This window comes from Exiguobacterium sp. s57 (assembly GCF_018617685.1).
Lineage (GTDB): Bacteria > Bacillota > Bacilli > Exiguobacteriales > Exiguobacteriaceae > Exiguobacterium > Exiguobacterium marinum.
The window spans coordinates 656618-678542 of record NZ_JACSKR010000001.1 but is presented as its reverse complement, the minus strand read 5'-3'; the positions used below and the strand labels follow the sequence as shown (position 1 = coordinate 678542).

General features: G+C 44.1%; 29 protein-coding genes. 24 read left to right on the top strand and 5 right to left on the bottom strand.

The features are described from left to right. Positions 1-61 precede the first annotated feature (61 nt). The 9 genes from rpmG (at position 62) to KNO98_RS03500 (ending at position 8322) form a co-directional block, all read left to right on the top strand. Entirely contained in the window at positions 62-226 is a 165-nt protein-coding gene (gene rpmG / locus KNO98_RS03540; RefSeq protein WP_255313299.1) for a 50S ribosomal protein L33, read from the top strand. Between the two features lie 54 nt (positions 227-280). Then, positions 281-835: a 5-formyltetrahydrofolate cyclo-ligase gene (locus KNO98_RS03535; protein ID WP_026825709.1), complete on the top strand. Its 555-nt coding sequence runs from the start codon at positions 281-283 to the stop codon at positions 833-835. After that, positions 814-1584 carry a DUF92 domain-containing protein gene (locus tag KNO98_RS03530; protein ID WP_214699004.1) on the top strand — a complete coding sequence of 257 codons (771 nt, stop codon included), beginning with the start codon at positions 814-816 and terminating at the stop codon, positions 1582-1584. The genes KNO98_RS03535 and KNO98_RS03530 overlap by 22 nt, the downstream gene beginning before the upstream one ends. 169 nt (positions 1585-1753) lie before the next feature. Further along, positions 1754-2710, top strand: a complete 957-nt coding sequence (locus KNO98_RS03525) for an L-lactate dehydrogenase (protein WP_026825711.1) — start codon at positions 1754-1756, stop codon at positions 2708-2710. Between the two features lie 134 nt (positions 2711-2844). Continuing rightward, complete coding sequence (locus tag KNO98_RS03520) at positions 2845-3897, top strand: rhomboid family intramembrane serine protease (RefSeq protein ID WP_214699002.1); 1053 nt, start codon at positions 2845-2847, stop codon at positions 3895-3897. A 12-nt stretch (positions 3898-3909) separates the two neighbouring features. Next, the gene (locus KNO98_RS03515) at positions 3910-4932 is read left to right on the top strand and encodes a M42 family metallopeptidase (protein WP_214699000.1); all 1023 of its coding nucleotides are present in this window, start codon (positions 3910-3912) and stop codon (positions 4930-4932) included. Beyond that, positions 4929-5123 carry a YqgQ family protein gene (locus KNO98_RS03510; protein ID WP_026825714.1) on the top strand — a complete coding sequence of 65 codons (195 nt, stop codon included), beginning with the start codon at positions 4929-4931 and terminating at the stop codon, positions 5121-5123. The genes KNO98_RS03515 and KNO98_RS03510 overlap by 4 nt, the downstream gene beginning before the upstream one ends. A 93-nt stretch (positions 5124-5216) precedes the next feature. Next, on the top strand, positions 5217-6179 hold the full coding sequence (locus tag KNO98_RS03505) for an ROK family glucokinase (RefSeq protein WP_026825715.1): 963 nt from the start codon (positions 5217-5219) through the stop codon (positions 6177-6179). A 226-nt stretch (positions 6180-6405) separates the two neighbouring features. Then, a complete protein-coding gene (locus KNO98_RS03500) occupies positions 6406-8322 on the top strand; it encodes an LTA synthase family protein (RefSeq protein ID WP_026825716.1) in 1917 nt (638 codons plus the stop codon). A gap of 181 nt (positions 8323-8503) precedes the next feature. Here the strand turns inward: KNO98_RS03500 and KNO98_RS03495 are convergent, their stop codons facing one another. After that, positions 8504-8683 (bottom strand): DUF2759 domain-containing protein, encoded by a 180-nt coding sequence (locus KNO98_RS03495; RefSeq protein ID WP_026825717.1) that lies wholly within the window; start codon positions 8681-8683, stop codon positions 8504-8506. A gap of 157 nt (positions 8684-8840) precedes the next feature. Here KNO98_RS03495 and KNO98_RS03490 point away from each other — a divergent pair, with 157 nt between their 5' ends. Beyond that, positions 8841-9461 carry an MBL fold metallo-hydrolase gene (locus KNO98_RS03490; protein ID WP_214698993.1) on the top strand — a complete coding sequence of 207 codons (621 nt, stop codon included), beginning with the start codon at positions 8841-8843 and terminating at the stop codon, positions 9459-9461. Between the two features lie 32 nt (positions 9462-9493). Here KNO98_RS03490 and KNO98_RS03485 read toward each other — a convergent pair whose 3' ends face one another. Then, positions 9494-9757 carry a DUF2626 domain-containing protein gene (locus KNO98_RS03485; protein ID WP_012726597.1) on the bottom strand — a complete coding sequence of 88 codons (264 nt, stop codon included), beginning with the start codon at positions 9755-9757 and terminating at the stop codon, positions 9494-9496. A 249-nt stretch (positions 9758-10006) separates the two neighbouring features. On the opposite strand from KNO98_RS03485, the gene KNO98_RS03480 reads away from it, so the two are divergent. The 12 genes from KNO98_RS03480 (at position 10007) to gcvPB (ending at position 18762) form a co-directional block, all read left to right on the top strand. Continuing rightward, entirely contained in the window at positions 10007-10393 is a 387-nt protein-coding gene (locus tag KNO98_RS03480; RefSeq protein WP_034770992.1) for a Spx/MgsR family RNA polymerase-binding regulatory protein, read from the top strand. Between the two features lie 58 nt (positions 10394-10451). Beyond that, complete coding sequence (locus tag KNO98_RS03475; RefSeq protein ID WP_214698991.1) at positions 10452-11264, top strand: ATPase, T2SS/T4P/T4SS family; 813 nt, start codon at positions 10452-10454, stop codon at positions 11262-11264. After that, on the top strand, positions 11246-12223 hold the full coding sequence (locus KNO98_RS03470) for a type II secretion system F family protein (protein ID WP_214698989.1): 978 nt from the start codon (positions 11246-11248) through the stop codon (positions 12221-12223). Before KNO98_RS03475 ends, KNO98_RS03470 begins: the two co-directional genes overlap by 19 nt. Before the next feature lie 14 nt (positions 12224-12237). Beyond that, positions 12238-12540 carry a prepilin-type N-terminal cleavage/methylation domain-containing protein gene (locus tag KNO98_RS03465; protein WP_034770995.1) on the top strand — a complete coding sequence of 101 codons (303 nt, stop codon included), beginning with the start codon at positions 12238-12240 and terminating at the stop codon, positions 12538-12540. A gap of 492 nt (positions 12541-13032) precedes the next feature. Further along, positions 13033-13191, top strand: a complete 159-nt coding sequence (locus tag KNO98_RS03460) for a hypothetical protein (RefSeq protein ID WP_251125032.1) — start codon at positions 13033-13035, stop codon at positions 13189-13191. Continuing rightward, positions 13160-13621: a prepilin-type N-terminal cleavage/methylation domain-containing protein gene (locus KNO98_RS03455; protein ID WP_353047729.1), complete on the top strand. Its 462-nt coding sequence runs from the start codon at positions 13160-13162 to the stop codon at positions 13619-13621. Before KNO98_RS03460 ends, KNO98_RS03455 begins: the two co-directional genes overlap by 32 nt. Beyond that, positions 13546-13884, top strand: coding sequence for a hypothetical protein (locus KNO98_RS03450; protein WP_214698981.1), 339 nt, complete (start codon positions 13546-13548; stop codon positions 13882-13884). Before KNO98_RS03455 ends, KNO98_RS03450 begins: the two co-directional genes overlap by 76 nt. After that, the gene (locus KNO98_RS03445) at positions 13877-14365 is read left to right on the top strand and encodes a shikimate kinase (protein ID WP_214698979.1); all 489 of its coding nucleotides are present in this window, start codon (positions 13877-13879) and stop codon (positions 14363-14365) included. Before KNO98_RS03450 ends, KNO98_RS03445 begins: the two co-directional genes overlap by 8 nt. Continuing rightward, positions 14362-14700 carry a hypothetical protein gene (locus KNO98_RS03440; protein WP_214698977.1) on the top strand — a complete coding sequence of 113 codons (339 nt, stop codon included), beginning with the start codon at positions 14362-14364 and terminating at the stop codon, positions 14698-14700. Before KNO98_RS03445 ends, KNO98_RS03440 begins: the two co-directional genes overlap by 4 nt. A gap of 147 nt (positions 14701-14847) precedes the next feature. After that, complete coding sequence (gene gcvT / locus KNO98_RS03435) at positions 14848-15924, top strand: glycine cleavage system aminomethyltransferase GcvT (RefSeq protein WP_214698975.1); 1077 nt, start codon at positions 14848-14850, stop codon at positions 15922-15924. Between the two features lie 25 nt (positions 15925-15949). Continuing rightward, entirely contained in the window at positions 15950-17287 is a 1338-nt protein-coding gene (gcvPA, locus tag KNO98_RS03430) for an aminomethyl-transferring glycine dehydrogenase subunit GcvPA (protein ID WP_214699941.1), read from the top strand. Then, positions 17287-18762: an aminomethyl-transferring glycine dehydrogenase subunit GcvPB gene (gcvPB, locus tag KNO98_RS03425; RefSeq protein ID WP_371742741.1), complete on the top strand. Its 1476-nt coding sequence runs from the start codon at positions 17287-17289 to the stop codon at positions 18760-18762. The genes gcvPA and gcvPB overlap by 1 nt, the downstream gene beginning before the upstream one ends. A 35-nt stretch (positions 18763-18797) precedes the next feature. Here gcvPB and KNO98_RS03420 read toward each other — a convergent pair whose 3' ends face one another. Next, positions 18798-19178: a rhodanese-like domain-containing protein gene (locus KNO98_RS03420; RefSeq protein ID WP_026825731.1), complete on the bottom strand. Its 381-nt coding sequence runs from the start codon at positions 19176-19178 to the stop codon at positions 18798-18800. A gap of 163 nt (positions 19179-19341) precedes the next feature. Here KNO98_RS03420 and mntR point away from each other — a divergent pair, with 163 nt between their 5' ends. Then, positions 19342-19770: a transcriptional regulator MntR gene (mntR, locus tag KNO98_RS03415; RefSeq protein ID WP_026825732.1), complete on the top strand. Its 429-nt coding sequence runs from the start codon at positions 19342-19344 to the stop codon at positions 19768-19770. A gap of 172 nt (positions 19771-19942) precedes the next feature. Continuing rightward, on the top strand, positions 19943-20470 hold the full coding sequence (gene hpt, locus KNO98_RS03410) for a hypoxanthine phosphoribosyltransferase (protein WP_026825733.1): 528 nt from the start codon (positions 19943-19945) through the stop codon (positions 20468-20470). Positions 20471-20493: 23 nt separating this feature from the next. Here hpt and KNO98_RS03405 read toward each other — a convergent pair whose 3' ends face one another. Next, positions 20494-20904 carry an SA1362 family protein gene (locus KNO98_RS03405; protein WP_026825734.1) on the bottom strand — a complete coding sequence of 137 codons (411 nt, stop codon included), beginning with the start codon at positions 20902-20904 and terminating at the stop codon, positions 20494-20496. Positions 20905-20918: 14 nt separating this feature from the next. Further along, the gene (locus KNO98_RS03400; protein WP_026825735.1) at positions 20919-21860 is read right to left on the bottom strand and encodes a DUF1385 domain-containing protein; all 942 of its coding nucleotides are present in this window, start codon (positions 21858-21860) and stop codon (positions 20919-20921) included. Between the last annotated feature and the right edge of the window lie 65 nt (positions 21861-21925).

Genomic DNA, 21925 nt, shown 5'->3' with positions numbered 1-21925 from the left:
GGTAGGATAATTGAGTATGCTTAGACTGTAAAGCAAAAGCACTTGATACAACATCATTGAGATGGGAGTGAAAGAAATGCGCGTTAAAATTACATTAGCTTGCACAGAAACAGGCGATCGCACGTACATCACGAAGAAAAACAAACGTAACAACCCTGAGCGCCTCGAGTTGCGCAAATACAACCCACGTCTCCGTCGTCACACGCTTTACCGCGAAGTGAAATAATGAGAGACCGGCCGTCACATATGTGGCGGCTTTTTTTATAAGGAGGGACGAGTTGTGGAAGAAAAAGCAACATTAAGACGCATCGTGCATCAATCCATCAAGCAAATGACGAATCGGCAACTCGTCGATCGAGCGATACACCAACGACTGTTTTCATCCTATATATGGAAAGAAAGTCAGACAATCGCAGTGACATCTTCACTTCCGCTTGAAATTGATACTTCTCCAATCATTCACGAGGCATTTGAAGCAGGAAAAACGGTTTGTGTCCCGAAAGTAACGAGGCAAGGACTTACATTTCACATCATTCATTCGGTCGATGATCTCGAGGCGGGAGTCATGAATATTTTAGAGCCGACGACTCTACCGACGACGAGGCCAATCGACCTCTGTGTTGTGCCAGGAAGGGTATTTGATCGGGCGGGATATCGAATTGGCTGGGGTGGAGGATATTATGACCGTTTTCTAAAAACATATAAAGGAACAACAATTGCTTTGGCTTACACGAATCAGCTTGTAAGTCATGTGCCGACTGAACCACATGATCTGCCTGTTGAATGGATCGTGACAGAAAAGGAGATGATCCAATGTTCGCCATATTTGTTGTAACTTGTATCGTCGCCTATCTCGGTTATCGGTTGCAGTCATTAACGTTTTTAGGAGCCATCTTGACAGTGCTGACAGGGACGTTGATTGGACTATCGTTTGGGTGGTTTGGGCTATATTTGCTAGGTGTGTTTTTCTCGACCTCGTCGCTCGCCTCGAAATATCGTTCACGCGATAAAGAAGGAGTGGATGATATCATCGAAAAAACAGGCGCTCGCGACGCCATACAGGTATTGGCCAACGGTGGAGTCGGTATTCTTTGTGCACTCGGGTATCTGCTCACAGAAAATTTTGTCTACGTTTATATGTACATTGTGTCTATTGCCGCGGCGACAAGCGATACGTGGGGGTCGGAGTTTGGTGTGCTCTCAAAAAATAAGCCGCGATTCATGTTCACGTTTAAGCGAGTCGAACCGGGGACAAGCGGTGCAGTTTCCACATTCGGCACATTCATGTCGATTATAGGGGCTTTCGTAATCGTGATCTCTTCTATCTTATTTGTCCAAATGGATGTGGCACTGCTCCTCATGTTATGGGGGATCGGGCTAAGCGGTAGCGTCATCGACACGTTACTTGGAGCGACTCTGCAACGCAAGTTTCGTTGTACTGTCTGTGGCAAATTGACTGAAAAAAAAGTTCATCACCAGGTCTCGACGACATACGTGTCTGGATGGCGCCTGCTCGGTAACGATGCGGTCAATTTCATCTCTATATTCGGAGCGACTTTGATTTGTTTTTTTGTGCTCGGATGAGGGTAGTACAGGAAATGAAGATGTTCCATTTGAATGTGAATATTGTCACAATATCGCCAAAGTGAAAACGGTTTCTATTGTAGTTAGGGTTTGTGAATGATGTTACAATCATGTTGTAACAGAGATAACAAAAACATGAAACAGATTGTTCGAAGGGTGGAGAATCAATATGGAAACATTAAATCATGCTAAAGTAACACGTGTCGCACTCGTGGGTGCAGGTGCGGTAGGTGCGAGCTTCGCTTATCAATTAACAACAGCAAGTCTATGTGAAGAACTCGTCATTATTGATATCAATAAAGCAAAAGCAGAAGGGGAAGCGATGGACTTGAACCATGGCGTCTCATTTGCTTCATCACCAATGCGTGTTTGGGCAGGGGATTACACGGATTGTGGGGTAGCTGATATTGTCGTCATCACTGCCGGTGCGCCACAACGTCCAGGTGAAACACGTCTTGACCTCGTTGAAAAAAATGCGAAGATTATGAAATCTATGATTTCAGAGATTATGGATTCTGGTTTTGATGGAATCATTATTATTGCCTCAAACCCGGTTGACATCATGACACATCTCGCATGGAAATATTCGGGTCTTCCGAAACATCGAGTCTTTGGTTCAGGTACAGTACTAGATACATCTCGCTTACGCTATATGCTTGGCGACTACTTTAATGTAGATCCGCGCAACTGCCACGCCTACATCATGGGCGAACATGGAGATACAGAATTCGCTGCTTGGAGCAACGCCCGCATTTACGGAAAATCGGTCGAGCAATTGCTTGAAGAGCATGACGAATATAACTGGCAAGATCTCGAAGATATTTATGTGAACGTTCGTGACGCGGCATATCATATCATTGAGCGTAAAGGTGCGACATACTACGCGATTGGTCTCGGATTACTTCGTTTGGTCAAAGCCGTCCTTCGTAACGAAAACACATTGTTGACAGTCGGTGCTCATCTCGACGGGGAATATGGCCTACATGATATCCATATCGGTGTACCAGCCATCATCAATCGTCAAGGAGTGCGGGAAGTCGTTGAGATCGAATTGTCAGAAGAAGAGCATCAAAAAATGCAACACTCTGCGAACGTGCTCATGAAAACAATGGAACCTGTCTTGTAACCTCTATATAGTGATGACCCGTAACCATCTGGTTACGGGTATTTGTGCATCCAGAACAAGTCCCGATTTTGTCGTGAGGTGCTCAGTGATTTACAATAGAATGGAGAGAATACTTGAGAGAGGAGGGAGTTCCATTGGCTACGACTTGTTTTTGGGAAGATATCTATCGGGCGGTTGAAAGCGGCGGGCGAATTGAAGGGATATTAGAGCCTTCACGCGCGGTCATTTTGTTCGACACGAAAGCGGGAGATAGCTATGACCTGTACATTCAGTCCGAAAAAGCATGGGCAAATCATGTCGGGACCGATATTCATGCTATCCTAAACGCATTTCGCCTATCTCGGATCGGACGGAAGCGATTGACGATTCATTTGTATGGCGAACGTCTCGTAGATGAGGAGAGGATTGATTCACTAACATTTCCAATCCCGGCAAAAGTAACAATATCTCGATCTATCTGCACGCCCACTATGGAAGAAGAACGGTTTCGAATGCTTGCTGTCTCCCTTGACCGCGAAAAAAAGTCTGAGTTAAAAAAGCGGTTCTCATTCGGTAAACCGCAAGTAGTATACGGTCTAATGTTTATCACATTTTTAGTCATGTGGTTAGCTGAATCTGTCGGCTCAACTCTTGACCCGAATACGTTGATCGCATTCGGTGCAAAAGTGAATCCACTCATTGAGCAGGGAGAATGGTGGCGCTTGATCACACCGATGTTTCTGCATATCGGATGGTTCCACTTTTCGATCAATATGTTTGCCCTTTGGTCACTCGGTCCACTCGTCGAACGAATGTATGGTTCGATTCGGTTCCTGATTATCTATGTGATTGGTGGGGTTTTGGCGACGACAGCATCATATGCATTCAGTGAATCAATTTCTGCGGGTGCCTCGGGTGCGTTATTTGGGCTTGTCGGTGCTTTACTTTATTTTGGACTACGAGATCGTTCTCTCTTTATGAAGACGCTCGGACCTCCGCTCTTTATTATGTTAGGATTAAATGTGGGACTAGCGTTTGTTTTAGGGGCAAGTTTGGATCATTTTGCGCACGCTGGTGGACTAGTTGGTGGATTTGTCGTCTCTGGAGTCGTAGGATTACCAGATGAAGATAATCGCGCACAACGAATTATATTTTCCGTGCTCACGATCATTTTATTTGGTCTACTATACGGGTACGGATCTTGGTGAGGAGAGATTTCAATGATTGATACACTAAAAACATTAGTAAACATTCCGAGTCCGTCTGGGATGACGGAAGAGGCCATTCGATTCGCAGAGCGAGAATTACAAGCACTCAATGTCAGCACGTCTCGGCTACATAAAGGGGCATTACTTGCAACATTTCCTGGGCGTTCAAAAGAGGCGCGGCTCTTGACGGCGCACGTTGATACGTTAGGTGCGATGGTTAAAGATATCTTGCCGAGTGGACGCTTGCGTTTGACGCAAGTTGGAGGATACGCTTGGACAGCGATTGAAGGTGAGAATTGTCTCATTCATCGAGAAGAAGGCGATGCGATTGAGGGAACGATCCTCATCCATCAGTCGAGTGTACATGTTTATAAGGACACGAACTCAGCTGAACGTTCTGCTTCGAATATTGAAGTTCGATTGGATGAAAAGGTGCATTCGCGGGAAGACGTGACAGCACTCGGAGTCGAAGTAGGTGACTTTGTCTCGTTTGACCCCCGCTTCAAGGTGACGTCTTCAGGATACGTGAAATCACGCCATTTGGATGATAAAGCATCTGTCGCCATTTTATTGGATCTCGCAAAAGACCTGGTCCGTTATGACTTACCGCACACCGTACACTTCTTGATTTCCAATTATGAAGAAGTCGGGTTTGGAGGCAACGCGGGCATCCCGGAAGACGTCGTAGAATACATTGCCGTTGATATGGGTGCGCTTGGGGATGGACAACATTCAGATGAGTATACTGTCTCGATTTGTGCCAAAGACTCTTCGGGACCATACGATATCGAACTTCGAAGAACATTTACGTCTCTCTGTAAAAAACATGAAATCGCTTATAAAGTAGATATTTATCCGTACTACGGCTCAGATGCGTCCGCTGCTATTCGTGCAGGCTATGATGTGAAACATGCATTGATTGGCCCAGGGATCGAATCAAGTCATAGTTATGAACGGACACACACGTCATCAATGGAAGCGACACGTGATTTGTTGTATCGTTATGTATTGACAACGATGGAGGAAGAAGCATGAAAAATTTTTATGATGTCCAACAGTTTTTAAAATCGTTCGGGACCATTATTTATATTGGGGAGCGGGATGCTGAAATCTCACTCATGATGATGGAACTAGACGAAATGTATGAAGGGGGCATCATCGAACAACGCGTTTATGATACGGCCAAAATCATTTTGACTCACGAATTGAAAAATTCAATAGATTGACAGAAATCCCCTTAGTGCAAAGGGTTGCACTAAGGGGATAATAGTGTACACTAGTCAATGAAAGCGATTTAGTTGAGATGAGGAGTGAACGGTATGAAATGGTTATTAGGTATCGACATCGGTGGTACAACGGTGAAGATGGCTGTTTTAGACATGAACGGCATCATTTCTGATAAGTGGGAAGTCAAAACGGATATTCGGGAGAATGGTGTACATATTCCAAAGGACATCGCAACGTCTTTTGAAACATATCTTGAGACATCCGGGAAGAAAAAAGAGGATTTCGCGGGTGCGGGGATTGGAGCGCCTGGATTCATTAACTTCTCGGAAGGAGTTGTCGAATACTCGCCGAACATCGGGTGGAAAGATTTCGCCCTTGTCAGTGAGTTCGAACAAGCGGTTGGACTTCCGGCTGTTCTCGAAAACGATGCAAACGCAGCAGCCCTCGGTGAAATGTGGAAAGGTGCCGGTGAAGGTGCATCTGAACTATTGGCAATCACGCTCGGAACGGGTGTCGGTGGTGGCGTAATCACAAATGGAAATATTGTTCACGGAACAGCGGGCATGGCTGGAGAAATCGGACATATTACAGTGGAGCGAGATGAAAATAAGGCTGTTAAGTGTGGTTGTGGTCGTCTTGGATGTATTGAAACGATTGCCTCTGCGACCGGTATTTCACGTTTAGCCCTACAGAAGCGAAAAAATCAAGACACCACGTTGAATGAATTGAAAGACGTAACAGCGCGTGACGTGTTTGAGGCATATAAAGCCGGTGACTCGATTGCGACAGAAGTAATCGATGAGATGACCGAATATCTCGGATTGACTATCTCAAATATCGCAAACACACTCAACCCGAAAATGATTGTCATCGGTGGTGGCGTTTCTAAAGCGGGTCACGCGTTACTCGAACCACTTGATGCTCAATTCAAACGTTTCGCGCTCGAACGCGTATACGAGTCGACGTCGTTTAAAATTGCAGAACTTGAAAATGATGCCGGTGTGATCGGATGTGCTTGGCTAGCACGGAAACACTTCCTTCCAACACGCGTATAACACGAGCACGTCTGCACTTTGCAGGCGTGTTTTATTATGGAAAAGGGTATGGTAAATTGTAAAATTTGTAACGCCACAGTTGATTTTTTATTAAAAAAGGAGTAAGATTTGAACTTGATACTGGATCTGTACTATTCAATCCGAATTGTACAATATGTAAACAAATATAAAAAATAATGGCTAAATAAACCCATGCCGAAAACTGAAAAGAGGAGGAGACCGTCAGATGAATTCATCTCAACGCTTCTCGAAGCTATCAACGAGACTGAACGACACGGTCCGCGCTTCGTTTCAAGAATATCGTCTATTTTGGATTTTTACGTTATTGCTTTGGACGAAGACGTATATCGTCTATCAATTTTTCTTCAACATTCCGATCGAAAACACTGCACAAGCTTTTATCTTACTGATTAGCCCAATCAGTTCGACACTATTCTTGTTTGCCTTCCACTTCTTTTTTAAAGGGAACAAACAAAAATGGGTGCTTTACACGCTTTACGCAATTGCATCGTTTATCTTGTTTGCAGATGCCGTGTATTATCGGGAATTCACGGACTACTTGACGATGCCTGTCATTATGCAACCGTCGAACATGGAAACGTTATCGACTTCGTTCACTTCACTTCTTGAATGGAAAGATTTAATCGTTCTTGGTGATGTGTTCGTCTTACCATTCATCTTATGGCGGATGAACATGAAAGAGAACGCTGCCTCACACCGACGTGCGCTCGTCACATTCGTTGTAGCTGTGTCAGTATTCTTGTTCAACCTTTCGCTCGCAGAAACAGAACGTCCTGAATTGTTGACTCGTTCATTTGACCGTGAACTACTCGTGAAAAACATCGGTACTTTCAACTTCCATGTATACGATGCGATGCTCCAAACGAAAACATCGGCTCAAAAAGCGATGGCTGATGAATCAGAGCTTGCGACGATTGAACAGTTCACACGTCAAAATTATGCTGCACCGAATCCAGATTTGTTCGGTAAGTATAAAGGGAAGAATGTCATTGTCGTTTCGTTCGAATCGGCACAGAACTTCACACATAACATGAAGGCGCCAAACGGAGAGTATATCACCCCAAACTTAAACAAACTGATTGAGGAGTCTCACTACTGGCCGAACTATTACCACACAGTTGGTCAAGGGAAGACTTCGGACGCTGAGTTTGCACTCGATAACTCGCTATACGGTCTTCCACGTGGTGCCGTATACTTTACAAATGCCGATAATGAATACCAAGCACTTTCTGAGATGATCAAAGAAGATAATTATTATTCAGCTGTGTTCCACGCGAACAATAAATCGTTCTGGAACCGTGATCAAATGTATAAAAACGTCGGGGTCGATCAGTTCTTTGATGAGAAGAGTTATGACCTTGGGAATCCAGAAAATATGACAGAATGGGGTCTTTTGGATGATAGTTTCTTCGAGCAATCTATTCCAATGCTCCAAGAACTACCAGAGCCGTATTATGCGAAGTTCATTACATTAACGAACCACTTCCCATATACGATGCCAAGTGAAGACTATGAGCTCGTTCCAAAGTTTGAAACAAGTTCGACAACATTGAATAATTTCCCGCAAGCACTTGCGTACCAAGATTATGCACTCGGTCTCTTTATTGAACAATTAAAAGAGAACGATATGTGGGATGACACGATTTTTGTCGTCTATGGTGATCATTATGGAATCTCAACAAACCACAATAGTGCAATGGCAGAGTTGCTTGGAAAAGAAGAATTAACACCTTTCGATGTTGCGAAATTACAACAAGTACCATTCGCTATTCATTTACCGGATCAGAAGAATGGTGAAGTGCATGAAACAATCGGAAGTCATGTTGACATGAAACCGACAATCTTGCATTTACTTGGAATCGATACGTCGGACACAATCGGTTTCGGGAATGATTTATTCTCAGAAAACCGAAACAGTCGTGCAATCTTCCGTGATGGTACGGTCGTGACGGATGAATATGTCTGGACACAATCGACATGTTATAATGCTACATCTGGTGAAGTTGTAGAAGACACGTCACTATGTGGTCCGATCACAGAGGAAGCGGAAAAGATATTACAGATGAACGATGATTTAATCTATTCTGACTTACTCCGTTTTAAAGAGCAGACGAAAGAATAAGCGATTAGTTGATGAAGAACCGAATCACTTTATGTGATTTGGTTCTTTTTTTGTAGAGGACAGTGTTTCTATCCTTTTCTTAAAAATGAATCAGATGAGTCAATCGAAAACTGTACATCAGGTTGATTTTTGACACAAAAAAAGCGACCGAAGTCGCTTGCTGATTTCTTGCTGCAAATCATTAACCTGGAATTCCGCCGTAAATCAATGTGGCGATCCCAAAGAATCCGAATACGAGTACAGTTAAAGCTGCAAATACGAGCGGAAAGAATTGGCGTTTTTGGAATGAACGAAGCATTCCCCATACAGCCACAATGGCGACGATGACGGAAATCCATCCGAACGGTTCATACAAATGCATGACGAGTTCCCCCTTTAATTATACGTCATGAAATTCATAAAAATTTCACTGAAATATCATTATTATTTTATCCGATTATTGGGGCGCTGTCGAGCAAAGGTTGACATCGATACAATTTTGCCACAATATTGTTTTGAACAAGAAGGGGATGAATCAAATGCAAATTAAGAAGATTACGTCTGGCTTAGCACAAGAGAATGGATATGTTCTTGAAAAAGACGGAACTGTCATTGTAATCGATCCAGGAACAGATGATCCAAGGTATTTTGAAGTGATCGAACATTTCGGTAAACCTTCTGCGATTTTATTAACTCATGCGCATTTTGATCATATCGGTGGAATTGATGCACTTCGTGAGCACTATCAAATACCCGTATACGTGCACCGTTTTGAAACAAGTTGGTTGACGGATGGAGAAAAGAATGGGGCGGCCGCATTCAATCTACCAGTTCCGGCAATGAAACCGGCAGAAAAGACATACGAAGGCGATATGCTGGTCGTTGGGAGCATCGCATTCCGGCTCTATCATACGCCGGGTCACTCCCCGGGAAGTGTTGTCTTGTACATGAAGGATGAAGAAGTTGCATTTTGTGGTGATTTGATATTTAAACAGTCTGTTGGACGAACCGACTTGTTCGGGGGGGATCAAAAGGCGTTAATGGGATCAATCGATCGGATGAAGCAATTGCTCCCTGATTCGACAGTTCTCTACTCTGGACATGGTCCTCGGACAACGTTAGAAGATGAGAAGCGGACAAACCCGTTCTTCAAACAGTAAAAAAAGATTGTCTCCGGTGAGACAATCTTTTTTTACATTTGGAAGTTGCTCCAATACGTAAAGACAACGAAGAAAATTGTCAAATACGCCCCAAAGACATATACATACGTTTTTTCAGTTAACTTTAAGTAACCTAGAGCGACAAAGAAAATCGTTTGTGCTAAGAAGACAAGTCCCATAACGATAAAGTCACCAGTATGTTCACTACTACTTTGGTCGCCGCCAAGTGCGCCTACGAAAGCAAGTGCCGCCACTAGCCCAGTCCAAAAGCCTAGGACACGAAACATTCTTGCCATGTTAATCCCCCCATGCGTGCATTATTCCATTCTCATTCACTATTTTACCAACACATTCGAAAAAATGCTATGGAAACGTGAGAATTGCGCAAAATAATCGTGAAAAATATGTGAAATCATTCTGATAAAAAAAGTTGTACAAATTTTTAATAAAGTTGTACAAAACATATACAAAGTGGGTATATAAGTGTATAATCAACTTATACAAACTGAACGAAGTAAAAAGTTGAATGAGGGAGGATTATAAAAATGTCATCAGAACTAATGTTTTATACGTATCCAAGCTGTACTTCTTGTAGAAAAACGAAAGCGTTTTTACAGGATCAAGAGCTTCAAGTGAGTGAACGTCATATTTTCAGAGATGCACCGACTGTTGATGAGTTGTTACAATTACTTGCAATTAGTGAAGAAGGTGTTGATTCCCTCTTAGCGACGAGAAGTCAAGCCTTCAAGCAACTCGACGTTGATGTAGAAGATTTGAAGTTAAGCGAACTACTCAAATTGATGAGCGAAAATCCGAAATTGTTGAAACGTCCGATTCTAACGGATGGAAAAGAAGTGATTGTCGGATATGACAAGGTTTCAATCGAAACATATGCGCGTCGCCATAATACGGTTTCGGTTCAAGTTTCTTAAGACAAGCCCACTTTCGACATAGTGGGTTTTTTTTTATGCTTGAACCGAGGTGAACGAGATGAAAGAATTCATTGAAGAACTGATGGTCGCAGCCCGGCAAGCCGGTGCGACCGATCTTCATTTTTTACCGGATGCTCATCGGGTGAAGGTTCAAGTCCGATCAGCCATGAGATTAGTCGAATTTCAGTCAATGGACTTAGGTCAATACAATCGACTCACGTGGCATATGCGCTATTGGTGTTCATTACCTGAAACGAATCAACGGCTTCCTCAGTCAGGCGTATACGAATTAAATCAAGAAGTAATTCGTGTGACTTTTCTTCCTTCATTTGAGCAAACGTTGATGTCATGGAGGATTCCACATCAGACGTTCAATCTCCCTCAATTATTGCAATCACAAGATGTGGAACGTTTACAAAAAATGACTGCTTCACGAGAACGAAACGGACTTTTATTTATTGGTGGCTCTACAGGAGCGGGTAAGACGACAGTGATGTATGCATTGTTAAATTATTTAAAAAAAGAACGGATTGTTACCATTGAAAACCCTCCTGAACAAATGGTCGACGGGGTGATTCAATTGGAAGTGAATACTAAAGCAGGACTAAGCCATCGACAATTATTGAAAGAAACATTGAGGGCGGATCCGGACATTATCGTGATTGGGGAAGTACGAACCGTTGAAGAGTTGACTGTCGCATACGATGCGGCACTAAGTGGACATTTGACGATCACCACCTTTCATACAGCATCCATTCAAGATGGAGAGAGAAGAATTGAGCAATTACTTGGGAAGACTTCCATCCAGAGACATTGGTGTGTGCTGACCCGGAATCAGGGGGTGACTTGTGAATGGGCAACTCATCAATGAATCCTCCGATTCAATTGATTCACCGCTTTCTGCGATTGCAATCCCGAGGTGTGTCACTGAAAGTGACGATGGAAACACTCGAATACCATGAAAAAGGAGCGAAAAAAGACAAGGTTCGGGATATGAGGGCGTTACTTGAAACAGGTACGAATTTGGCTGAAGTGTTCTCGGTAATCATCACTAATCCGCAAATGCGAGAGATTTTGAACACGGCAGAGCGAAGTGGTCGGTTTATTGATGGGTTACATCAAGTCGTCTTAGTGTTGGAGATGCGTCAACGACTGAAAGAAGAATTAAAAAGATTGATTCGCTATCCATTGATCATTTTTTTTATTCTCCTTTCTCTAGGGATGATTTACGCGCTATATATTTTTCCGAAACTGATGGGAATGGTCGATGTCTCGTTGCAAAATGGTGTAGCTTCGATTCTATTGTCACGGTGGTTCTTCCCAACACTATTTTGTGTAGTTTTAACGTCTGGGGCACTAATGTTCGGAATGTATCGACGAGGGATTGAGCTTCCCTTTTACACATGGAACCATGGAAAGACGCTGTATTTGACGTATGTATTTGTTAGTGAGTTATCACTACTCCAAAATACTGAAATGAACATCAGGCAGATCATCAGTCGTCTAGCAGATGAAGATGGGGAGATGGCTAAGATGGCTAAACGAATCCATTGTCGCATGTCAGATGGAGAAGGTCTTGAAGCCGCCGTGAAATGTGAGCCGTTTATTGATTATGAGGTCGTCGGTCTGTTAGGGGTAGGAGCGATGAGTGGTGAACTTGGTGAACTCATGTCGCTTCACCGAGAACTTGTATTCGAAGAAATGGAACTGTACAGTCGTAGTTTGATTGAAAAAGTGGAGCCGATATTGTATGGCGTAATTAGTATGATGATTGCAGTTTTATTTTATACATTGTATTTACCGGTCAAGCTCATCATGGCTCAATTATGAAGGGGGAAAAGGAAATGAAGGAAGAACATGGATTCACACTAGTTGAGATGGCGGCTGTCCTTTTGATTATATCGGTTCTGCTCTTATTACTCGTCCCATCCCTAACAGAAGGGAAATCGCGGGCAGACCAAGTTAGTTGTGAAGGCAGTGTACGTATCGTCGAGTCAGAAATCAACTTATACTATGCCGAGCATAAATCTTACCCTGCAACATTAGAAGTGATAAAACGCGACTCCTCAACAGACCCACTCGTATACAGCTGTCAATCGTCAGAGTATACATATTCACCTCTTGATGGTTCTCTCATAAAGCGATGAAAGGATATACACTCGTCGAAATAACATGGGTCCTTGTTATATTATCGTTTCTCCTACTAATCAGTATCCCGGTAGCAAAACCGTTTGAGCGACTAGAGCTCTATGATTTCACAGATTCCTTAGTTGCCAATATTCAAGAAGCGGGGCAGTACCCCTATATTTCTGAAAATGGGAGTTGTGTTCCGAAGTTGATTTGGATATCCCAACAGCAAACCTATCTGATCGTGTGTGGTCTGACGTTAATTAGAGAGGTAGACGTACCATCGGGAATAACTCTATATCTCCCGACGTATAATACTTTGACATTTTCACAAGCAACGGCTTCCTATGCAGGGCAATGGAAGTTTGTAAGTGGAAAGACGTCTGTGACGCTCAAATTTCGAATCGGAACGTATGAGCCGGAGGTGATTATTCGTGAGGAGGAATGAAGCGGGTTTTTCTTTATGGGAATTGAGTGTAAGTCTAGCAGTGATAATGGGATGGGTCTTCATTTTGACATCATTTGTCGTGCAGGGGAACGAGCGGATCGACCGAATGAGTGAAACGTTGTTCACCTATGAACGTTTACAAGGAGAGGTGCTACTTGAAGCTGCTGAACCGTCTGGTCGCGAGCAAGTGTGTGAAAAAGGATTCTGTTTGCCGACGTTGTGAACAAGGATTTACTATGATTGAGATGACGGCAGTATTGCTGATTCTTCCGATATTTATCTTATTGTTAGCGGAATTGATGCTGCTTGGTCAAAAGCTTTACGAACAGCCTAAATGGAATCATCATACGACACCGCAACTGATTGTACGACGTTTGATAAACAGTGAAAATTGCCGTGTAGACGCCGGTCGCTTACGAGGAGAATTTGTTAAGTCGGATGATGAGGTATGGCCATGGACGATTAAACAGTTGAATGGGAATTTGGTCATGGTTGGAGACGGAGGGGGGAACTTGCTATTTTTAAGAGGAATCGATCAGTATCATGTCGAATCGATTGGAAAAGGATTTCGAATTTCATGGACCGATTCGTCGTTCAAAAGAGAGCGGCACGTGATGTGTATGAACGAGGATTCTTCCTCATTGTCACCTTGACAATCGTTGTATGGCTACTTGGGGCCGCGTTATTTTGGTATACTGATATTGAACGAACGACGAGACGAATCTCAGATGAGATATTGGCCATACGTTTTGAATCCCACTTGTTGTTGGCAAAAGAACGTTGTGGCAATCAACCAGTAACACTCACTAAACCGACGGGGACGGTGACATGTCGTCCGATTGCACCGAATCGAACGGAAGTGGAGATGGTATTGATATCCGGTGAACGGCATAAAGAGGTGATGGCTTATGAATGACAAACCGTTTTACATTGTAGGGTTTATGGGTACAGGTAAGTCTACCTTGCTTTCTTTTTTCAAAGAATCTGGTGAAGTGGCGGACCTTGATTCGGTAATCGAAGCCATGACTGGGATGGACATCGCTACATATTTTGACCGATATGGTGAGAAGGCGTTTCGTGATGTCGAAACAGAGGCACTGCAACGAGTGGATGCTGATTACGTTTTGACAGGTGGCGGAGTAGTTGAACGTCCTGAAAACATAAGTTGGATGCGCGAACGTGGCACGATGATTCATTTGAATCTGCCGTTTGAAGACTGCTGGGAACGCATCAAGGATTCTAATCGACCACTCGTGAAAAAAGGACAAGTAGAAGTTCAATCATTATATAAACGACGTGACGCGTTGTATCGGGAAGCGGACGAGTCGGTCGATGCGTCACGTACACCTCAAGACATCGCTGAACACATTATCCGTTTGAAGGAGGGAAAGGCATGATTTGGATCAATCTCGCAATTATTGTACTGTCATTAATCGGTCTTGGCATCTATGGTTATCTCTTGTTCAAAAAGCAGATGAAGTCAGAAATCGGTCGGTTGAATCGATTGACGGAACGGTTTAACATTCGAGCAGACGTGATTGGACAGCAAGTCAATGAGATTAAAGGACATGTGGATGCGGTCAACCGATCTATTACTCAAATAAAGGACTTCGGAGTTAAGGCAAAAGACGAATCAATCGAGTTGAAGCAGGCGGCGGTTGGGCTGACGCATGAAATCAAACGAACGGCGGGAATCGAACGCTCTGACGTTTCCACCGAGACAAAAATATGAAATAATGAGGATGAAAACGTTTTCGTTTTTCATCCTTTTTCTTTTTCTCTTTTTTAACTATGCAGAAAGATTAAAAATTGTTAAAGTGAAATGGAAAGCGAAAGATTTCAAACAAAATATCATTTATGTTCGGGATTGGGGGATATTATGGAAAGGGTTACTTTGAAACGTACGCCTTTATTTGAATTGATTGAACCGAAGGCGAAGATGGTTGATTTTGCGGGATTCGAAATGCCGATTTTGTTCTCTTCGATTAAGGAAGAACATCTGGCTGTGCGTCAAAACGTGGGGATGTTTGATGTATCTCACATGGGAGAGATTCGGATTGAGGGACCAGACGCACTTGAACAAGTACAGAACCTCGTGACGAATGACGTCTCGAAAATTAAAGTTGGTCAAGCTCAGTACAACCTTCTGTGCCTTGAAGATGGTGGAGTGGTGGATGATTTGCTTGTCTATCGCTTAGATGAGGACGCCTATTGGCTCGTCGTCAACGCCTCGAATATCGAAAAAGATGAAGCGCATATTCGCAGGTACGTCAATGGTGACGTGACTGTGACAAATGAGTCTGACGGGTACGGTCAAATTGCCATCCAAGGACCGAACGCAGAAACAATTCTTCAAAAAATCACAAATGTAAAACTCAAGGAAATCGGGTTCTTCAAGTTTATAAACGGTGATGTGGCAGGCGTCCCGTCTGTTATCTCACGTAGTGGATATACAGGGGAGGATGGTTTCGAAATCTATGCTCGGGCTGAAGGAATCTCTGCCGTTTGGGAAGCTCTTGAATCAGAAGGCGTGATCCCTTGTGGACTAGGTTCACGAGATACACTTCGTTTTGAGGCGTGCTTACCGCTCTATGGACATGAGCTAGATGAGTCGGTTACACCGTTTGAGGCGAATCTCAACTTTGCTGTTAAGTTAGACACGGATTTTATCGGGAAAGATGCGCTTGTCTCTCAAAAAGAGAACATTCCGACTCGATTAGTAGGCTTGAGATTACTCGGTCGAGGGATCGCTCGTCAAGGAGCGCAAGTCGAAGTCGATGGGGATGTGGTAGGTGTCGTCACGACCGGTACGATGCCTCCGACGGTCAATGAATCGATTGCGTGGGCACGAGTCGATGCACGCTATAAAGATGAAGAACGATTCGTGATTGATATTCGTGGCAAGAAGATTGAAGCGGAACGTGTACCGACACCTTTCTATAAACGGACGAAATGAAACAGGGGGATTCAGAATGAATAGAATGGAATTTCGTTATTTACCGATGACTGAACAAGACGAGCGAGACATGTTGCAGACAATCGGAGTCGATTCAATTGAGACACTACTTGCGGATATCCCAGAATCGCTTCGTGAAAAAGCATCACTTGCGGCAATCGGCTCACCACTTCCCGAGGTTGATCTCGTACGTCATATGACGAAATTGGCTGACAAAAACAAGCATACGAAATCATACCCGAGCTTCCTTGGAGCAGGGATGTATGATCACCTTTCGCCGACCGTAATGAACCATATGCTTTTGCGTTCTGAATTCTATACAGCATATACACCATATCAACCTGAGATTTCACAAGGTGAACTGCAAGCAATGTTTGAGTTTCAGACGATGATCTGTGAATTGACAGGTATGGATGTCGCAAACTCATCGATGTATGATGGAATCACTGCGCTTGCCGAGGCTACGTATTTAGCTAGTGCTCAAACGAAGAAAAAACGTGTCGTCGTTTCAGGAGCAGTTCATCCTGAAGCCAAAGATGTTATTCGCACGTACGCTGATGGGCCTGGTCTTTCAGTCGAATACACAGACGTAGTGAATGGTGTAACGGATCTATCTGATTTCGATTTGACGGATGCGTCATGTCTCGTCGTGCAATACCCAAACTTCTACGGTCGAATTGAAGACTTAGAGAAATTAGCGGAACAGGCACACGAGGCAGGTGCCCTCTTCGTTGTATCGAGTAACCCGCTCGCACTTGGCATTTTAGAATCACCAGGTGCACTCGGTGCGGATATTACAGTCGGAGATGCACAACCATTCGGTATTCCGCAAAGTTTTGGTGGTCCGTCATGTGGTTACTTCGCGGTGAAAAAGTCGTTGATGCGTAAACTACCAGGACGACTCGTCGGTCAAACCGTCGACGAGGACGGGAAACGCGGTTTCGTCTTGACGCTTCAGGCGCGTGAACAGCACATCCGTCGTGACAAAGCGACGTCTAACATCTGTTCGAACCAAGCACTTAATGCATTGGCTGCATCGATTACGATGTCTGCTTTAGGAAAGTATGGAATTCGTGACATGGCCGTTCGTAACATTCAAACCGCTCATTATATGAAAGAAACGTTGAAGTCGGCAGGGTATTCAATCATTGATGAAGGTCCAATGTTCAATGAGTTTGTTGTTGATTTCGCACATGACGCAGATAAAGTATCTCGTCAGTTACTCAATCATGGGATAATCGGTGGTCTACCGCTTGGGACGTACGAAGCGGAACGTCAGACACAAATGTTGGTTTGCGCGACGGAATTACGTACAAAAGAAGAGATTGATCAGTTTGTCGAAGTGGTTAGGGGGATGAAATGATGCAACACGAACAAACGCTAATTTTTGAAGTGTCACGTGAAGGACGGACAGGATATAACTTGCCGACACCAACTGTCCCTGAGGTTGACCTCGAGACACTGTTACCGGCTACGATGATTCGAAAAGAGGCAGCGGAACTTCCGGAAGTATCTGAACTCGATGTTGTCCGCCATTATACCTCTCTGTCTACTCGAAACCATGGTGTGGATTCAGGATTTTATCCGCTCGGTTCGTGTACGATGAAATATAATCCAAAAGTGAATGAAGACATGGCCCGCCTTTCTGGGTTTGCGCATATTCATCCTTTGCAACCGGCGGAAACGATTCAAGGTGCACTTGAACTCATGGTGGACTTACAGGAGCAACTCGCTGAAATCACAGGTATGGACGAGGTCACGTTGCAACCCGCAGCTGGAGCGCATGGTGAATGGACGGGTCTCATGTTGATTAAAGCATTCCACGAGCGCAACGGGGATACGGCTCGTACGAAAGTTCTCGTCCCAGATTCTGCCCATGGAACGAATCCGGCCTCTGCAGTAGTTGCTGGATTCGAGACAGTGACGGTCAAATCGGACAATCGTGGACTCGTTGATTTGGATGATTTAAAAGCGAAGGTCGGAGCGGATACAGCGGCGCTCATGCTTACGAATCCGAACACACTTGGACTATTTGAAGCAGACATCCTTGAGATTTCAAAAGTGGTCCATGAAGCTGGTGGAAAATTGTATTATGACGGCGCGAACTCGAACGCAATCCTAGGTATCGCGCGTCCGGGAGACATGGGCTTTGACGTCGTCCACTTAAACTTGCATAAGACGTTCACAGGTCCACACGGTGGAGGTGGACCAGGTTCAGGTCCTGTCGGTGTCAAACGCGATTTGATTCCATTCTTGCCGACCCCGATCGTAACTAAGACGGAAAATGGATATGGTCTAGATTACGACCGTCCACACTCGATCGGTCGAATCAAACCGTTCTATGGGAACTTTGGAATCAATGTCCGGGCTTACAGCTATATCAAGACGATGGGTGCCGAAGGGTTGACGCGTGTTTCGCGAGAAGCTGTACTCAACGCCAACTATATGTTCGCTCGATTAAAAGATGCGTTTGACGTACCGTACGATACGTATTGCAAACACGAGTTCGTTTTGTCAGGTAAACGACAAAAAGCACTCGGAGTTCGTACGCTCGATATCGCAAAACGTCTTCTTGATTTCGGCTATCACCCACCAACCATCTATTTCCCGTTGAATGTCGAAGAGTGTATCATGGTGGAACCGACTGAAACCGAATCAAAAGAGACACTCGATGCTTTCTGTGATGCGATGCTTCAAATTGCAAAAGAAGCGGAAGAAAATCCGGAAATCGTTCAGACGGCTCCGCATACGACGGTCGTCAAACGTATGGATGAGACGCTCGCTGCTCGGAAACCGATTTTAAAATACGAACGTCGCGAAGCATCGTCAGTTAAATAAAAATGAGCGGGTCGACTCAGTCGTCCCGCTCATTTTTATGCTTTTTTAATTTTGCCTTTCCAGTTTTTGAATCCACCTTCGAGCATGTAGATGTTGTTGTATCCGTTCTTCATGAGAAGCTTGGCTGCTTGGTTAGACCGTGAGCTTCCTTGACAATAAATAAGGATCGGTTGATCTTTACGCAATTCTTTCATACGCATTTTCATTTGTCCGACCGGGATGTTTCGTGCGCCGACGATATGACCAGCTTTATATTCTTTCGGTTCACGTACGTCGATCAATTGTCCTTTACGGAGTGAAGCGCGGAATTCTTCTTGTTTCATTTTTTTCAACCCGCGAGCTGGCATGAAGCGCCATACGATGTAGGCGATCAAGGCAACCCATAGGAGGATGACGAGGATTGTTTCGAGTCCCATAGATGTTCTTCCCTTCTCTTTCAAAGTTACCATCTCTCATTATAATGAATTTGAGGTCATGAGACAATGATTGACTCAATCAATCAGTGCTTTCCCTTTCGATTTCATTCTAGTTAGGATAAAATAAAAAGTGGAAACCGGAACATTAGGGGAGGTCGTGCCCATGCCGACACCGAGTATGGAAGATTATTTAGAACGTATTTACTTATTGATGTCAGAAAAAGGATATGCGCGAGTATCTGACATTGCCGAACATTTAGGAGTACATCCCTCCTCTGTCACGAAAATGGTTCAAAAGTTGGATCGTGAAGAGTATCTCGTATACGAAAAATATCGTGGACTTATGCTTACGAAAAAAGGTCAAAAAGTAGGGAAGCGATTGGTCGAGCGTCATGCGATGCTCGAGTCTTTTTTACGTCTCATCGGAGTGGATGAGGCAGACGTCTATGAAGATGTTGAAGGAATCGAACACCACCTCAGTTCAAATACACTCGATTGCATGACTCAGTTTGTGGAATTCTTTGAGGATAAACCGGAGCTCATGAATCAATTTAAAGAGTTTCGTGAACAAGAGCGGGCTGCGGAAGAATAATTTGAAAAAACGCCAATTTTAATCGATTGGCGTTTTTTTATCGCTTCGTTTCTTCAAAACACGAACGAATTATTGTTAGTTGCGAATGAATGTATATATTTTGGTTAGGAATATGTTAAGATAAATCGTGGATTGAATATTGAGGGGGTGGCGGCGAACATTCGCCGATATTATGGAGATTCAAATTAAAGGGAAGTTATTTGACGAACAACAAATTCGAGACCGGGTAAAAGAATTGGCAGAAGAAATTGAGAAAGATGCCAATGGGACACCGATTGTCATCGTTGCCGTGTTGAAAGGGTCGATGGTCTTTGCTGCCGATTTGATGCGCTACATGAAAGGCAGTGTGCAACTCGATACAGTCGCAACATCTTCATACGGGAAAAAGACCGTTTCGAGTGGCAGTGTACAACTTCGGAAAGATCTTGATTTAGATGTCGAAGGAAAGTATGTCGTCATCATCGAAGATATCATCGATACGGGGCAGACGTTGAAATTTCTGTGCAAACATATGGAACTCCATCAACCGAAACAGTTGAAAATCTGTACGCTTCTCGATAAACCGGCTCGCCGTCTCGTGCAATTAGACGCAGACTATGTTGGCTTTGAGATTCCGGATGAATTTGTCATCGGTTATGGCATCGATTATGCGGAGCAGTATCGCAACTTACCTTATATCGGGTATGTAGAAACAACCTAAAAAGGAGCGCCGCGGCGCTCCTTTTACATGTTCGCTTTCTTTTTCTTCTTGCCTTTCTTCCCTTCGATTACCGTCAAATGTGGAGGATTGCTTCGATGTACGTTCGGGCGTTTCGACAACTTTGTAACGTTCGAACCTGGTTTTTTGCTTTTTTTGATTTTTGCAGATGCGGAAGGTTTGACTTGAGGGCCGCGGTTTCCTTGCATCCGTTTCTTAGAGGCTTGTGCGGTTTTACGGTAACGCATATCCTCTGGAGACATACGTCGACCGATGAAGAAACGATAGATCACATAAAAGACTAACCCGAATATTCCGATGAACAACAACTGTCTAAACAAGCGACCTGGATCGGTGGCGAGCATATGTCCGACCCCGATGAAGCCAAGGATAAACACGATGGTTGCTGCGGTCGAACCAATTCTTTGTCTGATCATGGTGCTTCCTCCTCTTATCCCTCTCTCTGAACGACCGATTCTCCTAACTCTTTTCGTTCCCACGTTTCGAATGCTTCAATCGCAACTTGAATCTGTTCATCATTTGGTTCCCGGGTCGTCAATAACTGAAGCGAAAGACCTGGTTTTCCGAGGAATGACAAAAAGCGATGATCGCGGAAGCGATTGGTGAATTGAAGGACTTCAAACGAGATTCCGATGACGACTGGCAAGAGTGCGATTCGGCTGACGAGTCGCAGCCAAAGCGGATCGATTGGCACAATCATATACACGCCAATCCCCACGAAGACAGTGAACAAAATAAAGCTTGATCCACAGCGATAATGAAGACGTGAGCTTTGACGAACATGTTCGACTGTGACCTGTCGTCCGGACTCATAACAGTTGATGACCTTATGCTCAGCCCCATGATATTGAAAGACACGTTTGATGAGTGGCGTCAATGAAATCAAGTAGAGGTAACTAAGCAACAATACTAATTTTATTCCCCCTTCAAGGAGGTTTTGAATCACGTGTCCAGAAAATATCGGTACGTCTTGAAACATTGCGGCGAGCAGTGCTGGTGTCACGTTAAAAATCAATTTGCCGAAGACGTATGAAATGACGCCGATGATGGCGACGAAGGCAATCATCCAAATGCTCTGCTTTTGTTCATCGTTCGGGCTCGAGTCTTCACTTGGATCAACGTCATACCGATCACTCGCAAAATTCATATGGGCAGACCCATTCTTTAACGACTCGTAGAGCGCGACGATTCCTCTTAGAAACGGTACTTTTTTTAAGGATTGAACCCATGGGACGAGGATGCGTGCTTGCTCGAACGTTTCGATGGACCCATCCTTTCGTCGAATGGCAGATGCGCTCTCGGAACGGCCTTGAAACATGACCCCTTCCACAAGTGCCTGTCCCCCGACAGGGATAGTTTGTTTAGAATTCATTCACTTTCCTCGATTCTTACAGTGTTGTACTTGAATTATACCGTGATTTATCAAAAAAACGAAAG